Source organism: Embleya sp. L77, from assembly GCF_055557415.1.
The window spans coordinates 4,196,170-4,212,692 of sequence record NZ_CM145709.1; the positions used below are offsets into that span (position 1 = coordinate 4,196,170).

Below are 16,523 nucleotides of genomic sequence, written 5' to 3' on the forward strand. Positions count from 1 at the left end.
TCGCACGGAGGAGCACACGGCATGAAGTGGTCGGACCCGACGCGGCAGGACAGCGCGCGAGGGCGGGCGATCCGGATGTCGTGGTCGTTGTTGTGGCTGTTCTTCCTCACCCCGATCGTGCACGACCTGGCGACCGGGGGCTACGGCCCGATCCGGTTGGCGCTGGGTTCGTTCGGGCTGCTGGTGGTGGTGGTCTGCTACGTCTCGCTGGTGTTCGGCGGGATCGGCTGGTTCGGTCTGTTCGGGCGGGCGGAGACCGCCGTGCGCCGGGTGCTGGACACCGATCGCATCCTGGAGCTGACCTGCCTGGTGTTGTGGGCGACCTCGGTCGGGCTGATCCTGGCCTTCGACGACGCGTGGCTGGGCCTGATGGTCTACGTGTCGGTGTCGCTGGGGGCCGGGCTGCGCTTCCCGCAGTCGATGTGGGCGATCCTGGGCTGCGTGCTGACCGGGCTGGCCCTGGGCACGCTGCTGGACGCGGCCGGGGACGACATCCTGGTGCTCGCGTTCGTCACGGTGCTCACCGGCGGGCTGATGATCGGGATGCGCCGACTCCTGGAGACGCTGGTCGAGTTGCGCGAGGCCCGGGAGATCGTGGCCCAGCTCTCCGCGAACGAGGAGCGCCTGCGGATGGCCCGCGACCTGCACGACGTGCTCGGCCACTCGTTGTCGCTGATCACGCTCAAGAGCGAACTCGCCGGCCGGTTCCTGCCCGGGCACGTCGAGCGGGCGGCGGAACAGGTCGCGGACATCGAGCGGGTCAGCCGGCAGGCGCTCGTGGACGTGCGCGAGGCGGTCGGCGGCTACCGGCGGCCGACCTTCGCGGTCGAATTGGCGGGCGCCCGGATCGCCGCCAAGGCGGTGGGGATCGAACTGGCCGTGGTGCCCGAACAGTGGCCGGTGTGCCCGGATCCGGAGGCGGAGGCGGTGCTCGCGTGGGCGCTGCGCGAGGCGGTCACCAACACGGTGCGGCACAGCGGCGCGCGGCGCTGCACGGTCACGCTGGGCACGGGGGCGGTGTGGAGCCTGGACGTCGCGGACGACGGGCGCGGTGCGGCGCGGTGCGAGGGGAACGGGCTGACCGGGCTGCGCGAGCGGTTCGCGTTGGCCGACGGCGACATTCGGGTGGGTGTTCCCGACGCGGGGCGCGGGTTCCGATTGACCGCTTCGGTACCGGTGCTTCCCGGTACGGACGACGTGGGGCGGATCGCCCACGAGGTGAACCGCTAACGTTCGGCCCGTGATCAATGTGCTGCTCGCCGAGGACCAGGCCATGGTGCGTGAGGCGCTGGCCGCGTTGCTCGGCCTGGAGGAGGACATTCGCGTCGTCGCCCAGGTCGCACGCGGGGACGAGGTGCTCGACGCGGTTCGCACCAGCGACGCCGACGTGGCGCTGTTGGACATCGAGATGCCCGGTCAGGACGGCCTCGCGGCCGCCGCCGAGTTGCGCCGGGCCGTACCCGGGTGCCGGATCGTCATGCTGACCACGTTCGGCCGACCCGGCTATCTGCGCCGGGCGATGGAGCTGGGCGCGGACGCGTTCCTGGTCAAGGACGCGCCCGCGGCGCAGCTGGCCGACGCGGTCCGCCGGGTGTTGCGCGGGGAGCGGGTGATCGATCCCACGCTCGCGGCGACCGCGCTCTCGGTGGGCGCCGATCCGCTGACCGAGCGCGAGCGCGACGTGTTGCGCGCGGCGGCCGACGGCTCGACGGTGTCCGAGATCGCCTCCCGGCTGCACCTGTCCGAGGGCACCGTGCGCAACCACCTGTCCTCGTGCATCGGCAAGACGCACGCCCGCAACCGGGCGGACGCGGTGCGCATCGCGCACGAGAACGGCTGGTTGTGAGCGGCGGAACCACCGGTTGTGCGTGGCGGCTCGCACCGGGCCGCGCGGGGTACGATCCCGACCCGGATCAGGCCGTGCCCGGGACGGGGCGCGGTCGGGCGCGGCGCTCGTGCCGAGTCCGGGGGAGTGCCGCGCGATGCCCGGGAATTCACGGCTCGTAGCCGGAGTTCGATACCCGTATCTCCGGGTCCGAGACGAAGGATCTTTTGCGTCGATCGCCCGGACCGGGTCGATGGGACCCGGGCCCGAAGGCCGGTAGAGTCCTCCTGCCCGGCGGCCCGAGTGCCGCCGGAGAGGATGTCGGAGGAAATGGGCATGGGGTCGCACCGGGCAAGCGGTCCCGAGCCGGGCGCCGGTCGTCCCCGCCGGGAGCGGATCCGCTGGGCCGCCGCCAGTGCCGCGCTCGCCGCGTTGCCCGCCGCGTTGGTCGTGGCCCTGTCCGGGGACTCGCCCGGGCACGACCACGTGCTCAGCGCCGACTACGTCCGCACCGGTTCGTGGCCCACCGGGTACAGCGGCCAGTACGTGCTGCGCAACCTCGGCTCGGACACGGTCAAGGGCTGGACGCTGCGCTTCGACCTGCCGGCGGGCACCCGGATCGCGAACGTGTGGAACGGCCGGCTGGAACCGGCCGAGGGCAAGTACACGGTGCGCAACGAGAATTGGAACAAGGCGCTGCGCCCGGGCGAGAGCATCGTGGTCGGCTTCGAGGTGCGCCGGGAGGGCGCCGGGGTGCCGACCGCGAGCGAACCGGTCCGCTCCGACGGCCCGATGGCCTGCACGATCAACGACAAGCCGTGCAACGTGCCCGCCCCGACCGCGTCCGGCGACCGCTCGGCCACGGCCGGGCCGATCCCGCGGACCGACCCGGCCGACGGCGCCGACCAGCACACCGGCACGCCCGTCGCCACCGGCACCGGCCGGGCCGCCGCCCCCACGACCACGTCGCCGCCCCCGAGCCCGAGCGGAGCTGGCGGCACCGCGCCGCGCCCGGGCCCGATCGAACACATCGCGCCGTACCTGGACATGACGCTCGCCGGTCCGTTCGACCCCATCCGGGCCGGCGCGCCCGGCACGGTGCGCGAGCGCACGCTGGCCTACGTCGTGGACGGCGGTGGGTGTCGGCCGATGTGGGGCGGGGTGACCCGACTCGACGACCCGGTGACCACCGGTCGGATCGCCGCGCTGCGCGATGCCGGCGGGACGATCCGGGTCGCCTTCGGCGGCGCGGGCGGCACCGACCTGGCCGCGTCGTGCGGCACGCCCGAGGAACTGGCGACCGTCTACCGGCAGGTCCTGACCGCGACCGGGGCGACCGGCATGGACCTGGACATCGAGGGCCGCTCACTGGTGCGTCCCGACGTGGTCCAGCGGCGCAACGCGGCGCTGCACCTGCTCCAGGAGGGCGCCCGAGCGGCCGGCGGGGTCGTGGACATCGGGTACTCGCTGCCGGTGGACCCGCTCCAGGGCTTGGGCGACGAGGCCAAGGCGCTGCTGCGGGACGCGGTCGCGCAGCGGGTCGAGGTCTCCTACGTCAACGTCAAGGCGCTCAACTACGGTGCGGCGGTGGCCCCGCGACCGCAGGGCCGGATGGGCCAGTTCGCGAGCGACGCCGCGCATGCCGTGCAGGGCCAGATCCGCGAGGTGTGGCCGCACCTGTCCGAGGAGCAGGCCTGGCGGCGGGTGTCCGTGACGGTGATGATCGGCCGCAACGACGTCGCAGGCGAGGTGTTCACCCTCGACGACGCGCGCAGGTTCGCCGAGTTCGCCCGGACGGTGCACCTGGGCCGGGTGGCCTGGTGGTCCGCCGCGCGGGACCGGCCGTGCCCGACCGGCGGCGGCGCCGATGCGGGCGCCGAGCCCACGTGCAGCGGGATCGCCCAGGATGCCGACGCGTTCCTGCGCATCCTCGGCGGCTGAGCCTCGGCGCTCGGGAGGGCGGTCGCCCACCGCGGCACGGCCTCGCCGGCCGGCGCTCAGTTCAGCCGGGCCCGGGCCGCCTTGGCCTCGGCCAGCACACCCTCGGCGACCTTCGGGTCGATCCGCTCGACCAGTTCGGCGTACTCCTCCAGTTGCCGGGCCCCGGCCACGAACTGGCCGGTCCTGGCGAGCAGCGAACCGCGCTCGTGGCGCAGCGCCGCCGGATGGCGCGGCAGCAGCAGGGACAGCTCGACCGCCCACAGCCGGGTCCAGGCGCCCTCGATGCCGCGTTCGGGCTGGGCGGCCCACGCGCGGATGTTGTTGAGCACCCGGAGCAGGATCGCGGTCGGCCGGGCCGGCTGCAGGAGCGCCGGATCGCCGGCCTGCCCGCCCGCCTCCGCGGCCAGACGGCGGGCCCGCGACACCGACAGCGGCACCCCGCCGTGGAACGGGTCGGCCAGCTCGAACGCGCCGTCCGGATCGCCGATCCCGACCACGAAATGTCCCGGCAACGCGACGCCGTACACCGGCAGCCCGGCCCGTCGGCCCACCTCGATCCACACCACCGACAGCAGGATCGGCAACCCGCGCCGGCGGCGCAGCACCTCGTGCAGCAGCGACGAGCGCAGGTCGGCGTAGTCCGACTGCTGTCCGAAGAAGCGGGCCCGGCCGCCGAGCACGAGCGCGAGCGCCGCGGCGGCCCGCCCCGGGTCGTACCCGGACCCCGCCTCGGCCCGCACGGCCGCCGCGAGCCGGTCCAGCTCGGCGATGCCGGTGGCCGGGTCGAAGGCCGGATCGACCTCGACGCCCATCAGCAGAGCGGCCTCGGCCAGATCCACCTCGTCCGCCCGGACCACCGAGGCGAACCGGTCGCGCGGATTCCCGGGAACGCTCACGGGCCCGTGACCGGTGCTCGGCGGTAGTGGTAGCCGTGGTGGTCGGTGAAGCCGAGCGCGTCGTAGAGCTCGCGGGCCGGCCGGTTGTCCGCTTCCACCTGGAGCCACCCGGTGACCGCGCCGTTCGCCAGCGCCCGATCGGTCAGCGCCCGGACGATCGCCCGGGCGTGACCCTGCCGACGATGGGCCGGGTCGACCTCCAGGGCGGCGAAGCCCGCATACCGACCGAGCACGCACACGCGCCCGATCGCGATCGGTGCGCCCGAGCCCGGATCGCATACGGTCGCGAACAGGGTGCCCGGCGGGCCCTGGAGCACGTGTCGTTCGGCGCCGCCGCCCGGGCGGCCCGCGACGTGGTGGTAGAGGGAGAGCCACGCGTCGGTGAGGGTGTCCTGCACCCGGACCGCGCTCGCGTCCACGTCGTGCAGCACGTCCGCCGCGCGCACCAGCCGCCCGGTGCGCATCAGGGCGTTGCCCTCGCTGAGCCACCCGGCCGTGTCGAGGAAGCGGTCGAACGGGTCGTCGTGCGCGACCTGGAACAGGGTCGGCAACCGGCGCTTCTCGTACCAGCGGTTCACTCGATCGAGTGCCTCCGGGAACGGGACGCCGGGCTCGCCCAGAACCAGCACCGAGTTGGCCCGCCGAGTGAAGCCCTCGGCCGCGCGCAACAGCCACTCGCCGAACGTGGCGACCTCCGGCGCGGGCCAGGATCGGCTGGCCACATCCTGCAATCGGGCCGGGGTGAGCCGTTGCACGGGCGGCGGGACCACCTTGGCGGCCACGATGCTCGCTTCGGCCACTCGGGCGATACTGCCGTCCTTGCGGGTGATTGTCAGCACACCGTCGCGCCAGTCCACGAGGTCGCCCACGACGTCCGTAAAGGTCGCTCCGGAGTCCTCGGGCGGCAGCTCGCGGCGCACCGACACGCGTCTGCCCACATCCCGTGGTGTGATCCTCTTCACCTGTCCGGCTTCCCCGATCCGTGCTGACCTCGTCCGCCCACGTCTGCTGACATGTTCCCGGCCCACAGGTAAGGGCCACCTGCTAGGAGTAGGCCCCGGCCCACCGCGATACTAGTTGCGGGCACCGACGTTGCCGCGCTCCCGCGCACCCTGTACCGCCCGCATGAGGAGGAACCCGACGTGACCTACGTCATCGCGCAGCCCTGCGTCGACCTGAAGGACAAGGCATGCATCGAGGAGTGCCCCGTCGACTGCATCTACGAGGGTGAGCGTGCGCTGTACATCCACCCCGACGAGTGCGTCGACTGTGGAGCCTGCGAGCCCGTCTGCCCGGTCGAGGCAATCTTCTACGAGGACGACACCCCGGAGCAGTGGAAGGACTACTACAAGGCGAATGTGGAGTTCTTCGACGACCTCGGCTCCCCGGGTGGCGCCTCGAAGATGGGCCTGATCGCCAAGGACCACCCGCTCATCGCCGCGCTGCCGCCGCAGGCGACCGGCGAGTAGAGCGACGTGACCGCTTCGCACAACGGTGCGGATACGCCTACCGACCCCGCAGCCGCGCGGGGTCGGCGGGCGCGTCGCGTCACCGATCTGCTCCCCGTGTTTCCCTGGGACCGCCTCGAACCGTTCGGCGCACGGGCGCGGGCCCACCCGGGCGGCGTGGTCGACCTGTCGGTCGGCACGCCCGTCGACCCCACCCCGGAGCTGATCCGGGACGCGCTGAGCGCTGCCGCCGACTCGCCCGGATACCCGACCGTGTACGGCAGGCCCGAACTGCGCGAGTCGATCGCCGCGTGGCTGGTCCGCCGACTCGGGATCACCGGCGCGGACCCGGACGCCGTGCTGCCGGTGATCGGCACCAAGGAACTGGTCGCGGCGCTGCCCAACCAGCTCGGGCTCGGCCCCGGCGACACGGTCGCGCACCCGGCGCTGGCCTACCCCACCTACGACGTGGGTGCGCGGCTGGCCGGGGCCACCCCGCTCGCGGTGGTGGACGGCACGCTGCCGGATCCCGCCGGCGTGCGGATGATCTGGCTGAACTCGCCGGGCAACCCGCACGGCGCGGTGCGCTCGGTCGAGGAGTTGCGCACGGTGGTCGAGTGGGCCCGCGCGCACGACATCCTGGTGGTCTCCGACGAGTGCTACATCGAGCTGTGCTGGGACACCCAGGCGGTCTCGGTGCTGCATCCGGACGTGTGCGGCGGCTCGCACGAGGGGCTGTTGGCCCTGCATTCGTTGTCCAAGCGCAGCAACCTGGCCGGCTACCGTGCGGGGTTCGTCACCGGCGACCTCGCGGTGATCCGCGAACTGCTCGCGGTGCGCAAGCACTCGGGACACATCGTGCCGGGCCCGGTGCAGGCGGCGATGGCCGTGGCCTTCGCCGACGACGAGCACGTCGCGGAGCAAAAGGCCCGCTACGCGGCCCGACGCGGCGCGCTGCGCGGCGCGCTGGAGTCGGCCGGCTTCCGGATCGAGCACTCCCAGGCGAGCCTGTACCTGTGGACCACGCGCGACGAGGACTGCTGGGAGACCGCGGCCTGGTTCGCCGAGCGCGGCATCCTGGTCGCGCCGGGCGACTTCTACGGCCCGCTGGGCAACCGGCACGTGCGGATCGCGTTCACCGCGACCGACGAGCGGGTGGCGGCGGGCGTGGAGCGCCTCAAGAACGGTTGAGCAGGGGAATTGGCGAGTGACGAGGCCCGATTCACCTGACGGGCCGTCAGATGACGCGTCCCGGGACCGGGATAGGCTGCCGGTATGACCGTGAGGCTTGATCTGTCCCAGGACGCGGCGTCGCTCACCGCGCAACTCGTCGACATCCCGTCCGTCAGCGGCGACGAGCGAGTGCTCGCCGACGCGGTGGAGGAGGCGCTGCGCGCCCATCCGCACCTGACCGTGTACCGGGACGGCGACTCGGTGGTCGCGCGCACCGACCTCGGTCGGTCCGAGCGGATCCTGATCGCGGGTCACCTGGACACCGTCCCGATCGCGGACAACCTGCCGTCGCGGATCGAGGGCCCGCTGATGTACGGGTGCGGCACCTCGGACATGAAGAGCGGCGTCGCGGTCCAACTGCGGCTCGCCGCGCACCTGACCGAGCCCAATCGCGACGTCACCTACGTGTTCTACGACTGCGAGGAGATCGAGGCGTCCCGCAACGGTCTGCTGCGACTGGCGAACACCCACCCCGAGTGGCTCGTGGCCGACTTCGCGGTGCTGATGGAGCCGACCGGCGGCGCGGTCGAGGGCGGCTGCCAGGGCACGTTGCGGGTGCGGATCACCACGCGGGGCACCCGGGCGCACTCGGCCCGCTCGTGGCTGGGCGACAACGCGATCCACGCGGCGGCGCCGATCCTGACCCGGTTGCAAGGCTACGAGGCGGCCAGGGTCGTGATCGACGGGCTCGAATACCGCGAGGGGCTCAGCGCGGTCGCGATCGAGGGCGGTGTCGCGGGCAACGTCATCCCCGACGTCTGCGCCGTGACGGTCAACTTCCGCTTCGCCCCCAACCGCAGCGTCGAGCAGGCGCTCGAGCACGTGCGGGAGGTGTTCGCCGGTTTCGACGTGGTGCTCACCGACGCGGCCGCCGGTGCGCTGCCCGGTCTGGACCGACCCGCGGCGGCGGCGTTCGTGGCGGCGATCGGGACCCCGCCGCGGGCCAAGTTCGGCTGGACCGACGTGGCCCGGTTCTCCGCGCTGGGCATCCCCGCGGTCAACTACGGGCCCGGCGACCCCAACCTCGCGCACAAGCGGGACGAACACGTGGAGATCGCGCTGATCGGGGACAGCGAGAGCAGGCTGCTGCGCTGGCTTCGGTAGCGGCCGGCGGTCCGTTCGCGGTGCTTCCCGGGTAAATGCGATCAACCGTTGCCGCGGCGTGACAGGGTGGCCGGATGGATGCGCGATTCGCTCCGGAGGAGCCACCCGAGTTCGCCTCGCCCAGTGAGGTCGAGGAACAGCATCCCGGCATGGGGCACCTCGGTACCGAGGCGTGGCGCGTGCTGCGGATCCAGACCGAGTTCGTGGACGGGTTCGGCATGCTCGCCGACCTCGGCCGGGCGGTGAGCGTGTTCGGGTCCGCCCGGACCAAACCGGGGTCGGCCGAGTACCGGATCGGCGAGCGGGTCGGCCGGGCGCTGGCCGAGGCCGGCTACGCGGTGATCACCGGCGGCGGTCCGGGCGCGATGGAGGCGGCCAACAAGGGCGCCCGGGACGCGGGCGGGCAGTCCGTGGGCGTGGGCATCAAGCTCCCCTTCGAGTCCGGACTCAACCCGTACGTGGACCGGGGCATCACCTTCCGGTACTTCTTCGCGCGCAAGACGATGTTCGTCAAGTACGCGCAGGGGTTCATCGTGCTGCCCGGCGGGATCGGCACGCTGGACGAGTTGTTCGAGGCGCTGACCCTGGTCCAGACCGGCAAGGTCACCCACTTCCCGGTGGTGCTGATCGGCCACCACTACTGGACCGGCCTGATCGACTGGGTCCGCGACGTGGTGATCGCCCAGGGCAAGGCGTCGCCGGCCGACCTGGACCTGATCCGGATCACCGACGACGTGGACGAGGCGGTGCGGATCATTCGCGACGCCGACCTGGAGTGCTCGAAGATCGAGGCCGAGTCCCGCGCGGACAAGGCCGAGGCGGAACGCCGCGCCGGTGGCGGAGCAATTGCCACCTGACGGGCATTCGGGCGCCCCGCCGCGTTCACTCGGTGGACACCGGCGGGCGAAAGCGTAGGGGCGTCCCGATATTTCCTGCCTGTCACTGGAGAAACCAGATGTCGCTGTCCCGCAGGGGCTTCCTCGGTCGCACCGCCACCACCGGTGCCGGTGTCGCCCTCATCGGCAGCACCGGCATGCTGCTGGCCCCGAACGCCTCGGCCTCGTCCCGGCACAACGGGCACGGCCGACCGCCGGCCCAGCCGGGTTACGGTGCGTTGATCGACGATCCGGCCGGGCGCCTGGCGCTGCCCAAGGGTTTCTCGTACCAGATAGTCACCGAGGCCGGTGTCACCAAGCTGGAGTCCGGCGAGTTCACCCCGAACAACCACGACGGCACCGGCGCCTTCAAGCTGCGCGGCGGCGGCACGGTGCTGGTCAACAACCACGAGCTCGGCGGTTCGCTCAAGGACACCCCGCTCCCGGTCCCGCACCTGTCCGGCCTGGTCTACGACGAGGGTCTGGCCGGCGGCTGCACCGTGGTCGAGGTGAACCGTTACGGCAGGCGCATCCGCGAGTACGTCGGCGTGGCCGGCACCGCGACCAACTGCGCGGGCGGGGTGACCCCGTGGGACACCTGGCTGACCTGTGAGGAGACCGAGCAGCTGGCCGGTCAGGGCAGCGCGACCAAGGACCACGGCTACGTGTTCGAGGTCGACCCCTACGACCGCCGCGCCAACCGCGACCCCAAGCCGATCAAGGCGCTCGGCCGGTTCGCCCACGAGGCCGTCGCGGTCGACCCGCGCCGCGGCCACATGTACCTGACCGAGGACGCGAGCAACCCGAACGGGCTGTTCTACCGCTGGGAGCCCCCGCGCCACTGGGACGGCGGCCGGGGTCGGCTGCGCAAGCTCGCCGACGACGCGGGCACCCTCGCGGCGATGCGCTGCGTGGACGCGAGCGGCAAGCACGTGGACGACCTCTCCCGGGCGACCGAGATCGGCACCACCTACGCGGTGAACTGGGTGACGGTGCAGGAGCGCGACGCGCGCACGGTGTCCATCCGCAAGCAGTTCCAGAACACCGACATCACCCGCGGTCGCAAGATCGAGGGCATCTGGTGGGGCGACGGCGGCGCGTACGTCGTCACCAGCTTCGCCCGCAAGGAGAGCCCGGGTACGCCGCACGACGGCCAGGTCTGGTTCTACGACCCGCGTCGGGGCCGGCTGACCCTGAAGCTGCGCTTCGGCGTCAACGCCACGCCGGACGTGGACGGTCCGTACGACGGCCCGGACAACATCAGCGTCTCGCCGCACGGCGGCGTGATCATCGCCGAGGACGGCGAGGGTGTGCAGCACCTGCTCGGCGCGACCGAGGACGGCAAGACCTACCCGATCGCCCGCAACGACGTGCCCGGTGGCAGCGAGATGACCGGCCCGGTCTTCTCCGAGGACGGCCGCACGCTGTTCGCGAACATGCAGACCCCGGGCACGATGTACGCGATCCAGGGCCCCTGGAAGCGCTGCTGATCCGCTGATTCGCCGGCTGCGGTCGGCGTGCACTGCTCGGCGCCCGCGCCCACCTCCCCGGTGGGCGCGGGCGCCGAAGCGCGTTTCCCCGCGGGGGCCGCGCGGCGGCCCCCGCGGGTCGGTCAGGCCAGGGCGCGCCGGGCCACCGCGGGCTGCCGGGTGCCGTGGATCGAGGACACCATGTCCAGCACCTGCCGGGTCTCGTCGACCTGGTGCGCGCGGTACACCCGGGCACCCAACCACGCGCTGACCGCCGTGGTGGCGAGGGTGCCGAGCAGGCGCTCGTTCACCGGCTTGTCCAGCGTCTCGCCGACGAAGTCCTTGTTGGACAACGACACCAGGACCGGCCAGCCGGTGTCGACCATCTCGCCGAGTCGGCGGGTCGCCTCCAGCGAGTGCCGGGTGTTCTTGCCGAAGTCGTGGCCGGGGTCGATCAGGATCGCGTCTCGGCGCACCCCCAGCCGCGCGGCGCGCTCGGCCAGGCCGACCGTGACGTCCAGGATGTCGGCCATCACGTCCACGTAGCCGATCCGGTGCGGCCGGGTGCGCGGCTGCGCGCGACCGGCGTGTGTGCACACGATGCCCACGTCGTACTTGGCGGCCACCTCGGCGAGCTTGGGGTCCACGCCGCCCCAGGCGTCGTTCATCAGGTCCGCGCCCGCCTCGCAGACCGCCTCGGCCACCTCGTGCCGCCAGGTGTCGACGCTGATCACCACGTCGGGGTGGCGGCGGCGGACCTCGGCCACGAAGGACGCCGTGCGGCGGATCTCCTCCGCGACGTCCACCTCGGCCCCCGGCCCGGCCTTGACCCCCCCGATGTCCACGATCCCCGCGCCCTCGGCCACCGCGCGTTCGACCGCGTCGAGGGCCGGTCGATCGTCGAAGGTCGCGCCCTTGTCGAAAAACGAGTCCGGTGTGCGGTTGATGATCGCCATGATCACCAACTCGTCGCCATCGAACTCCCGTCGCCCCAGCCTCAGCGTCGTCACCCCGTCGACCTCCGCTTAACCACACCCTGCACGTGCCACCTGACCCCCTGATCGTGGCACGATCGTCCCGTGCGACGACCCGGGGGCTTCCCGAAGCCGCCGGAGCGGACACCCGTCCCAGCACCTGCACCACCGTCGAAGGGGAGCCGTCCGTGTTCTGGATCCAGCTTGTCGTGGTGACCGGGGTGATCCTCGTGATCGCCGCGGTCGTGCTCGGGGCGGGTGGCTCCCTTCCCGACGCCCACCGCGAACAGCCCGAGCTGCGGATGCCCGGCGACCGCCCGCTCACGAGCGCGGACGTCGACGACATCCGGTTCCCGGTGGTCTTCCGCGGCTACCGGATGAGCGAGGTCGACGTGGTCCTGGACCGCCTCACCGGCGAACTCGCGGCGCGCGACGCGCGCATCCTGGAACTCGAATACAAGATCAGCGGCATCACCCCCGCCGGCATCACCGTGTCCGTCCCGAGCGCCGCCGGCGTCGGGGCGAGCGCGCTCGGCGCCGGCCGGCTCGCCCCGCCGCCGCGCGCCGCGGGCGGCACCACGCTGTCCCTGGAGAAGCCGGGCCCGGCCGAGTCGACCGAGTCGACCGAGTTGGACCGGGACGGGACACGGCCCGTGAGCGTGGCCGCGGGTGCGGGTGAGGGTGCGGACGACACGCGTGAGTCGGTCGCGGGTGGGACGGATGCCCCGGCCGCCGCCGAGCCGACCGGTGAGCCGACGCCGGGCGAGCCGACCGCCGAGTCGACTGCCAAGCAGAACGCCGAGCCGGCATCCGCCGAGCCGGCATCCGCCGAGCCGGCATCCGCCGAGCCGGCATCCGCCGAGGCGGCGGATGCCGCGACCGACGCGGGTGCCTCCACCGACGAGACCGCCTCGGCCGACGTCTCGACCGCCTCCGCCGATGCCGTTGCCGACGCCCCGACCGCCCCGACCGTCCCGACCGCTCCGGCCGACGCCGACGTCGCCACGCCGACCGCCGAGCCGAAGGGTGACTCGAAGCCGTGACCGTCGTCGGCGGTCCGGTCGCGGGACCGGACGGACTGCTGCGCTGCCCGTGGGGCGCGACCGGCCCGGAGGACTACCGGACCTACCACGACACCGAGTGGGGCCTCCCCGTGCACGGCGAGGACGCGCTGTACGAACGGCTGTGCCTGGAGGCGTTCCAGTCCGGATTGTCCTGGTTGACCATCCTGCGCCGACGGGCCGGCTTCCGGGCCGCCTTCGCGGACTTCTCGATTGCCCGGGTGACGCAATTCGACGACGCGGACCGGGCGCGGCTGCTCGCCGACGAGGGCATCATCCGCAATCGGGCCAAGATCGACGCCGCGATAGCCAACGCACACGCGGCGCAGGCCCTCCAGGGCGGTCTGGACGCGCTCGTGTGGTCGTTCGCACCCTCCGGGCGCCGGAAGGCTCCCGCGGCCCTGTCGGACGTACCGGCGGTCACCGAGGAGTCCACCGCGCTGGCCAAGGAACTCAAGCGCAAGGGTTTCCGGTTCGTCGGCCCGACCACGGCCTATGCGCTGATGCAGGCATGCGGGTTGGTCAACGACCACCTGAAGGGCTGCGTGTCCCGCTGAGCATCGGGCACCGCCGGCGCGTGGAACCCGCGCGCCGGGTGCCCGCAGGGACCGTCCGGCGGGTCTCGGCGGGGCTGCCGAGACCCGCCGGCCCGGGCCCGGGCCGGGGCTCAGCGGCCGACGAAGGCCGGCTTCTCCTTGGCGACGAACGCCGCGACCGCGATCCGGTGGTCCTCGGAGCCGCCCGCGCGCAGTTGCAGCTCCTCCTCCTTGGCCAGGGTCTCGATCAGCGAGTGGGACGCGCCGTAGGCCACCGACTCCTTGAGCGCGGCCAGCGCCACGGTCGGCCCCTCGGCCAGCCGGCGGGCCAGTTCGCGGGCCGTGTCCAGGACCCGATCGGCCGGCACCACCTGGTTGGCCAGGCCCAGTTCGAGCGCCTCGGCCGCCTTGACCGTGCGCGGCAACATCAGCAGGTCGATCGCCCGGGCCTGACCGACCAGGCGCGGCAGCGTCCAGGACGCGCCGGAGTCGGCGGTCAGCGCGACTCCCGCGAACGCGGTGTTGAAGCCGGCCGAGTCGGCCATGATCCGGAAGTCGCAGGCCCACGCGATCGCCGCGCCGGCCCCCGCCGCGACCCCGTTGACCGCGGCGATCACCGGCTTGGCCATCGTGGCGAGCGCGGTCACCAGCGGGTTGTAGTGCTCACGCACGGTCGCGAAGGTGGCCTCCGGGCCGGTCTCCAGCTGTCGGATGTGCGCCTTGAGATCCTGACCGGCACAAAACGCCCGACCACTGCCGGTCAGCAGGACGGCCCGCACGTCGGGGTCCTCGGCCGCGCGGAGCACCGCGTCGCGCAACGCGATCTTGGTCGGCTCGTCCAGCGAGTTCATCGCGTCGGGACGGTTCAGCGTGACGGTCGCGACTCCGTCGACGACTTCGTAGCGCACATTGTCGGTCTTGTCGGCCATGGCCTGCCTCCGCATCACGTACATCACCGCAGGTGGGATGTGCACAGCATGCCGGACCGCCCTGCCGTGCCCCCGCCCGGCCCTGACGGACCGTCAGCTCATTCCCGAGTCGGGACCGAGCCGGGACGGACCATCTCATTCCGTCGTCGTACGGACGAGGTTCGAGAGGCCGACGGGACCCGATGTTGCTCACCCCACCGTTCGATGCGGGATAATGGTCCCTGATCAATGCTCTCGAAGACCGGTGGCCGGTTTGAGCACCGGTGCGTCGATATGCAGGAAGGGGAACGAGCATGGCGGCCATGAAGCCGCGGACGGGCGACGGCCCGCTCGAGGTGACCAAGGAAGGGCGGGGCATCGTCATGCGCGTTCCGCTTGAGGGCGGTGGACGGCTCGTAGTCGAGCTGTCGGCCGATGAGGCCGGCGCCCTGAGCGAGGCGCTGAAGAACGCCGTGGGCTGACCCCCAGGGGCGACGCCCTCGACGAAAGTCGTGATGCGACGGCCCCGGTCCGGACATGGATACTCATGTCCGGACCGGGGCCGTCGGCATGTCCGGGCGACTCCCGGCGACCGGCACGCGACCGACGCCGATCAGCCCCGGCGGGCCGCGCACAGCAGGCCGTCGCCGACCGGGAGCAGGGCCGGCACGAGCGACTCGTGCTCGCGGATCACCCGCAGCACGTCGCGCACGGCCGCGGTCTCCGCGTCCCGGTGCGCCGGATCGGCCACCCGGTCGTGCAGGAACGCGTTGTCGAAGCACACCACGCCGCCGGGCCGCAGCAGGCGCAGCGCCTCGGCCAGGTAGTCCAGGTACTCCAGTTTGTCGCCGTCGCAGAACACCAGGTCGTAGCCGCCGTCGGCGAGCCGCGGCAGCACCTCCAGGGCGCGACCCGGGATGAAGCGGGCGCGACCGCTGGGGAAGCCCGCCTCGGTGAAGGTCTCCTTCGCGAGCCGCTGGTTCTCCGGGTCGGCGTCGACCGTGGTGAGCACGCCGTCGGAGCGCATGCCGCGCAGCAGGTAGAGGCCGGAGACCCCGGTCCCGGTTCCGATCTCGGCGACCGCCTTGGCCTCCACCGCGGCCGCGAGGAAGCGCAGCGCGGCGCCGCCGCCCGGACCTATCGGGACCACGCCGACTTCCCGGGCGCGGGCGCGGGCGCCCGCGAGGACGGCGTCCTCGCCGACGTACTCTTCCGCGAACGCCCAGCTCGCCTGGCGATTGCCGGAAATGGCTTCCTCCTCTGTCCCGGCCGCCCGTACGCGTCTCGACGGGTCGGCCACCTGAGCGCAAGCGTATTACCGAGGGGTCATCCGCCCGGCCGGGGAGCGCCGCACGAGTGCGCCCGAGCGCCGTCGGCAACCGCCGTCGGGCGACCGGGCCGGAATCGGGGAACCCCGTCCGGGCGCGGTTCGTTGGCCCCCTCGGAAGACAGGTGAACACGAGGCTCGTGGTCTCGCGGCACCGCAGGTGGGTCGGATCCGGGCTCGGCGCCCTTATCCGGGCTTAACAGGCAGGGCGCTTATGGTGGTTGCGCTACTCGGAAGAGGAGGTGTGGCAGTGGTCGACCACCGCGGGGAACAATCCTGTACCCGCGACGCGTCGCCGATGCCGGATCACGTGGCCGAAGCCGCAAACGCAATCAGCAGCCCAGCCCAGGCCGAATGGGTCCCGCCGTCGTGGGAGGACATCGTCCGCACCCACTCCGCTCGGGTCTATCGGCTCGCCTACCGCCTCAGCGGCAACCCGCACGACGCGGACGACATCACCCAAGAGGTGTTCGTCCGAGTGTTCCGATCGTTGTCGAGCTACACGCCCGGCACGTTCGAGGGTTGGCTGCACCGCATCACCACGAACCTTTTCCTCGACATGGTTCGGCGCCGTCAGCGCATCCGCTTCGAGGGTCTGGGCGACGACGCGGGCGAACGCCTCGCCGGTCGTGAGCTCTCACCCGCGCAGGCATACGACGACGCCCACCTGGACGCGGACGTCCAGCAGGCGCTGGATGCCCTCGCCCCGGAGTTCCGCGCCGCGGTCGTGCTGTGTGACATCGAGGGCCTGTCGTACGAGGAGATCGCCACCACGCTCGGAGTGAAACTCGGGACCGTGCGCAGCCGCATTCACCGCGGCCGGTCCCAGCTCCGTGCGGCGCTGCGGCATCGTGCTCCCCGGAACAAGGCAGGCCAGGAGACGGCTGCGGAGGTCCGGACCACGGTGCGGAGATGAGGGACCGTGA

Annotated in this window: 17 protein-coding genes; 12 read left to right on the forward strand and 5 right to left on the reverse strand. The window is 72.6% G+C overall.

Annotation, left to right across the window (positions count from 1 at the left end):
• Positions 1 to 21 precede the first annotated feature (21 nt).
• The 3 genes from ACZOOI_RS17980 (at position 22) to ACZOOI_RS17990 (ending at position 3,766) form a co-directional block, all read left to right on the forward strand.
• Positions 22 to 1,230 carry a sensor histidine kinase gene (locus tag ACZOOI_RS17980; RefSeq protein WP_465276830.1) on the forward strand — a complete coding sequence of 403 codons (1,209 nt, stop codon included), beginning with the start codon at positions 22 to 24 and terminating at the stop codon, positions 1,228 to 1,230.
• Between the two features lie 10 nt (positions 1,231 to 1,240).
• A complete protein-coding gene (locus ACZOOI_RS17985; protein ID WP_465276831.1) occupies positions 1,241 to 1,846 on the forward strand; it encodes a response regulator transcription factor in 606 nt (201 codons plus the stop codon).
• 315 nt (positions 1,847 to 2,161) lie between these two features.
• On the forward strand, positions 2,162 to 3,766 hold the full coding sequence (locus ACZOOI_RS17990; RefSeq protein WP_465276832.1) for a glycoside hydrolase family 18 protein: 1,605 nt from the start codon (positions 2,162 to 2,164) through the stop codon (positions 3,764 to 3,766).
• 56 nt (positions 3,767 to 3,822) lie between these two features.
• On the opposite strand, the gene ACZOOI_RS17995 is transcribed toward ACZOOI_RS17990, so the two are convergent.
• A complete protein-coding gene (locus tag ACZOOI_RS17995; RefSeq protein ID WP_465276833.1) occupies positions 3,823 to 4,662 on the reverse strand; it encodes a SirB1 family protein in 840 nt (279 codons plus the stop codon).
• Positions 4,659 to 5,600 (reverse strand): GNAT family N-acetyltransferase, encoded by a 942-nt coding sequence (locus ACZOOI_RS18000; protein WP_465276834.1) that lies wholly within the window; start codon positions 5,598 to 5,600, stop codon positions 4,659 to 4,661. Before ACZOOI_RS18000 ends, ACZOOI_RS17995 begins: the two co-directional genes overlap by 4 nt.
• Before the next feature lie 204 nt (positions 5,601 to 5,804).
• Between ACZOOI_RS18000 and fdxA the strand changes: the two genes are divergently transcribed.
• The 5 genes from fdxA to ACZOOI_RS18025 all read left to right on the forward strand — a co-directional run bounded on the left by fdxA (position 5,805) and on the right by ACZOOI_RS18025 (position 10,812).
• Positions 5,805 to 6,131: a ferredoxin gene (gene fdxA / locus ACZOOI_RS18005; RefSeq protein ID WP_020556628.1), complete on the forward strand. Its 327-nt coding sequence runs from the start codon at positions 5,805 to 5,807 to the stop codon at positions 6,129 to 6,131.
• Between the two features lie 87 nt (positions 6,132 to 6,218).
• Complete coding sequence (gene dapC, locus ACZOOI_RS18010) at positions 6,219 to 7,301, forward strand: succinyldiaminopimelate transaminase (protein ID WP_465281227.1); 1,083 nt, start codon at positions 6,219 to 6,221, stop codon at positions 7,299 to 7,301.
• A gap of 84 nt (positions 7,302 to 7,385) precedes the next feature.
• Positions 7,386 to 8,447 (forward strand): succinyl-diaminopimelate desuccinylase, encoded by a 1,062-nt coding sequence (gene dapE / locus ACZOOI_RS18015; RefSeq protein ID WP_465276835.1) that lies wholly within the window; start codon positions 7,386 to 7,388, stop codon positions 8,445 to 8,447.
• A gap of 74 nt (positions 8,448 to 8,521) precedes the next feature.
• A complete protein-coding gene (locus ACZOOI_RS18020; RefSeq protein ID WP_465276836.1) occupies positions 8,522 to 9,304 on the forward strand; it encodes an LOG family protein in 783 nt (260 codons plus the stop codon).
• Between the two features lie 98 nt (positions 9,305 to 9,402).
• Complete coding sequence (locus ACZOOI_RS18025) at positions 9,403 to 10,812, forward strand: alkaline phosphatase PhoX (protein WP_465276837.1); 1,410 nt, start codon at positions 9,403 to 9,405, stop codon at positions 10,810 to 10,812.
• Between the two features lie 122 nt (positions 10,813 to 10,934).
• Here the strand turns inward: ACZOOI_RS18025 and folP are convergent, their stop codons facing one another.
• Complete coding sequence (gene folP, locus ACZOOI_RS18030; protein ID WP_465281228.1) at positions 10,935 to 11,747, reverse strand: dihydropteroate synthase; 813 nt, start codon at positions 11,745 to 11,747, stop codon at positions 10,935 to 10,937.
• Positions 11,748 to 11,953: 206 nt separating this feature from the next.
• On the opposite strand from folP, the gene ACZOOI_RS18035 reads away from it, so the two are divergent.
• Entirely contained in the window at positions 11,954 to 12,808 is an 855-nt protein-coding gene (locus tag ACZOOI_RS18035; RefSeq protein ID WP_465276838.1) for a DivIVA domain-containing protein, read from the forward strand.
• Positions 12,805 to 13,383 (forward strand): DNA-3-methyladenine glycosylase I, encoded by a 579-nt coding sequence (locus ACZOOI_RS18040; RefSeq protein ID WP_465276839.1) that lies wholly within the window; start codon positions 12,805 to 12,807, stop codon positions 13,381 to 13,383. The genes ACZOOI_RS18035 and ACZOOI_RS18040 overlap by 4 nt, the downstream gene beginning before the upstream one ends.
• Positions 13,384 to 13,493: 110 nt before the next feature.
• Here ACZOOI_RS18040 and ACZOOI_RS18045 read toward each other — a convergent pair whose 3' ends face one another.
• Positions 13,494 to 14,291 (reverse strand): enoyl-CoA hydratase/isomerase family protein, encoded by a 798-nt coding sequence (locus tag ACZOOI_RS18045; RefSeq protein WP_465276840.1) that lies wholly within the window; start codon positions 14,289 to 14,291, stop codon positions 13,494 to 13,496.
• Positions 14,292 to 14,584: 293 nt separating this feature from the next.
• On the opposite strand from ACZOOI_RS18045, the gene ACZOOI_RS18050 reads away from it, so the two are divergent.
• Entirely contained in the window at positions 14,585 to 14,752 is a 168-nt protein-coding gene (locus ACZOOI_RS18050) for a DUF3117 domain-containing protein (protein WP_078976897.1), read from the forward strand.
• A gap of 131 nt (positions 14,753 to 14,883) precedes the next feature.
• On the opposite strand, the gene ACZOOI_RS18055 is transcribed toward ACZOOI_RS18050, so the two are convergent.
• Complete coding sequence (locus ACZOOI_RS18055) at positions 14,884 to 15,570, reverse strand: O-methyltransferase (RefSeq protein ID WP_391586779.1); 687 nt, start codon at positions 15,568 to 15,570, stop codon at positions 14,884 to 14,886.
• Positions 15,571 to 15,895: 325 nt separating this feature from the next.
• Between ACZOOI_RS18055 and sigE the strand changes: the two genes are divergently transcribed.
• The gene (sigE, locus tag ACZOOI_RS18060; protein WP_052174094.1) at positions 15,896 to 16,513 is read left to right on the forward strand and encodes an RNA polymerase sigma factor SigE; all 618 of its coding nucleotides are present in this window, start codon (positions 15,896 to 15,898) and stop codon (positions 16,511 to 16,513) included.
• The last annotated feature ends 10 nt before the right edge of the window (positions 16,514 to 16,523 follow it).

What these genes read in the sequence shown, in the direction of transcription:
- ACZOOI_RS17980 (WP_465276830.1), top strand. Translation starts at nt 22, where the DNA reads ATGAAGTGGTCGGACCCGACGCGGCAGGACAGCGCGCGAGGGCGGGCG.
- ACZOOI_RS17990 (WP_465276832.1), top strand. Translation starts at nt 2,162, where the DNA reads ATGGGGTCGCACCGGGCAAGCGGTCCCGAGCCGGGCGCCGGTCGTCCC.
- ACZOOI_RS18045 (WP_465276840.1), bottom strand. Translation starts at nt 14,291, where the DNA reads ATGGCCGACAAGACCGACAATGTGCGCTACGAAGTCGTCGACGGAGTC.
- dapE (WP_465276835.1), top strand. Translation starts at nt 7,386, where the DNA reads ATGACCGTGAGGCTTGATCTGTCCCAGGACGCGGCGTCGCTCACCGCG.
- sigE (WP_052174094.1), top strand. Translation starts at nt 15,896, where the DNA reads ATGCCGGATCACGTGGCCGAAGCCGCAAACGCAATCAGCAGCCCAGCC.
- ACZOOI_RS18025 (WP_465276837.1), top strand. Translation starts at nt 9,403, where the DNA reads ATGTCGCTGTCCCGCAGGGGCTTCCTCGGTCGCACCGCCACCACCGGT.
- ACZOOI_RS18020 (WP_465276836.1), top strand. Translation starts at nt 8,522, where the DNA reads ATGGATGCGCGATTCGCTCCGGAGGAGCCACCCGAGTTCGCCTCGCCC.
- ACZOOI_RS18050 (WP_078976897.1), top strand. Translation starts at nt 14,585, where the DNA reads ATGGCGGCCATGAAGCCGCGGACGGGCGACGGCCCGCTCGAGGTGACC.
- folP (WP_465281228.1), bottom strand. Translation starts at nt 11,747, where the DNA reads ATGGCGATCATCAACCGCACACCGGACTCGTTTTTCGACAAGGGCGCG.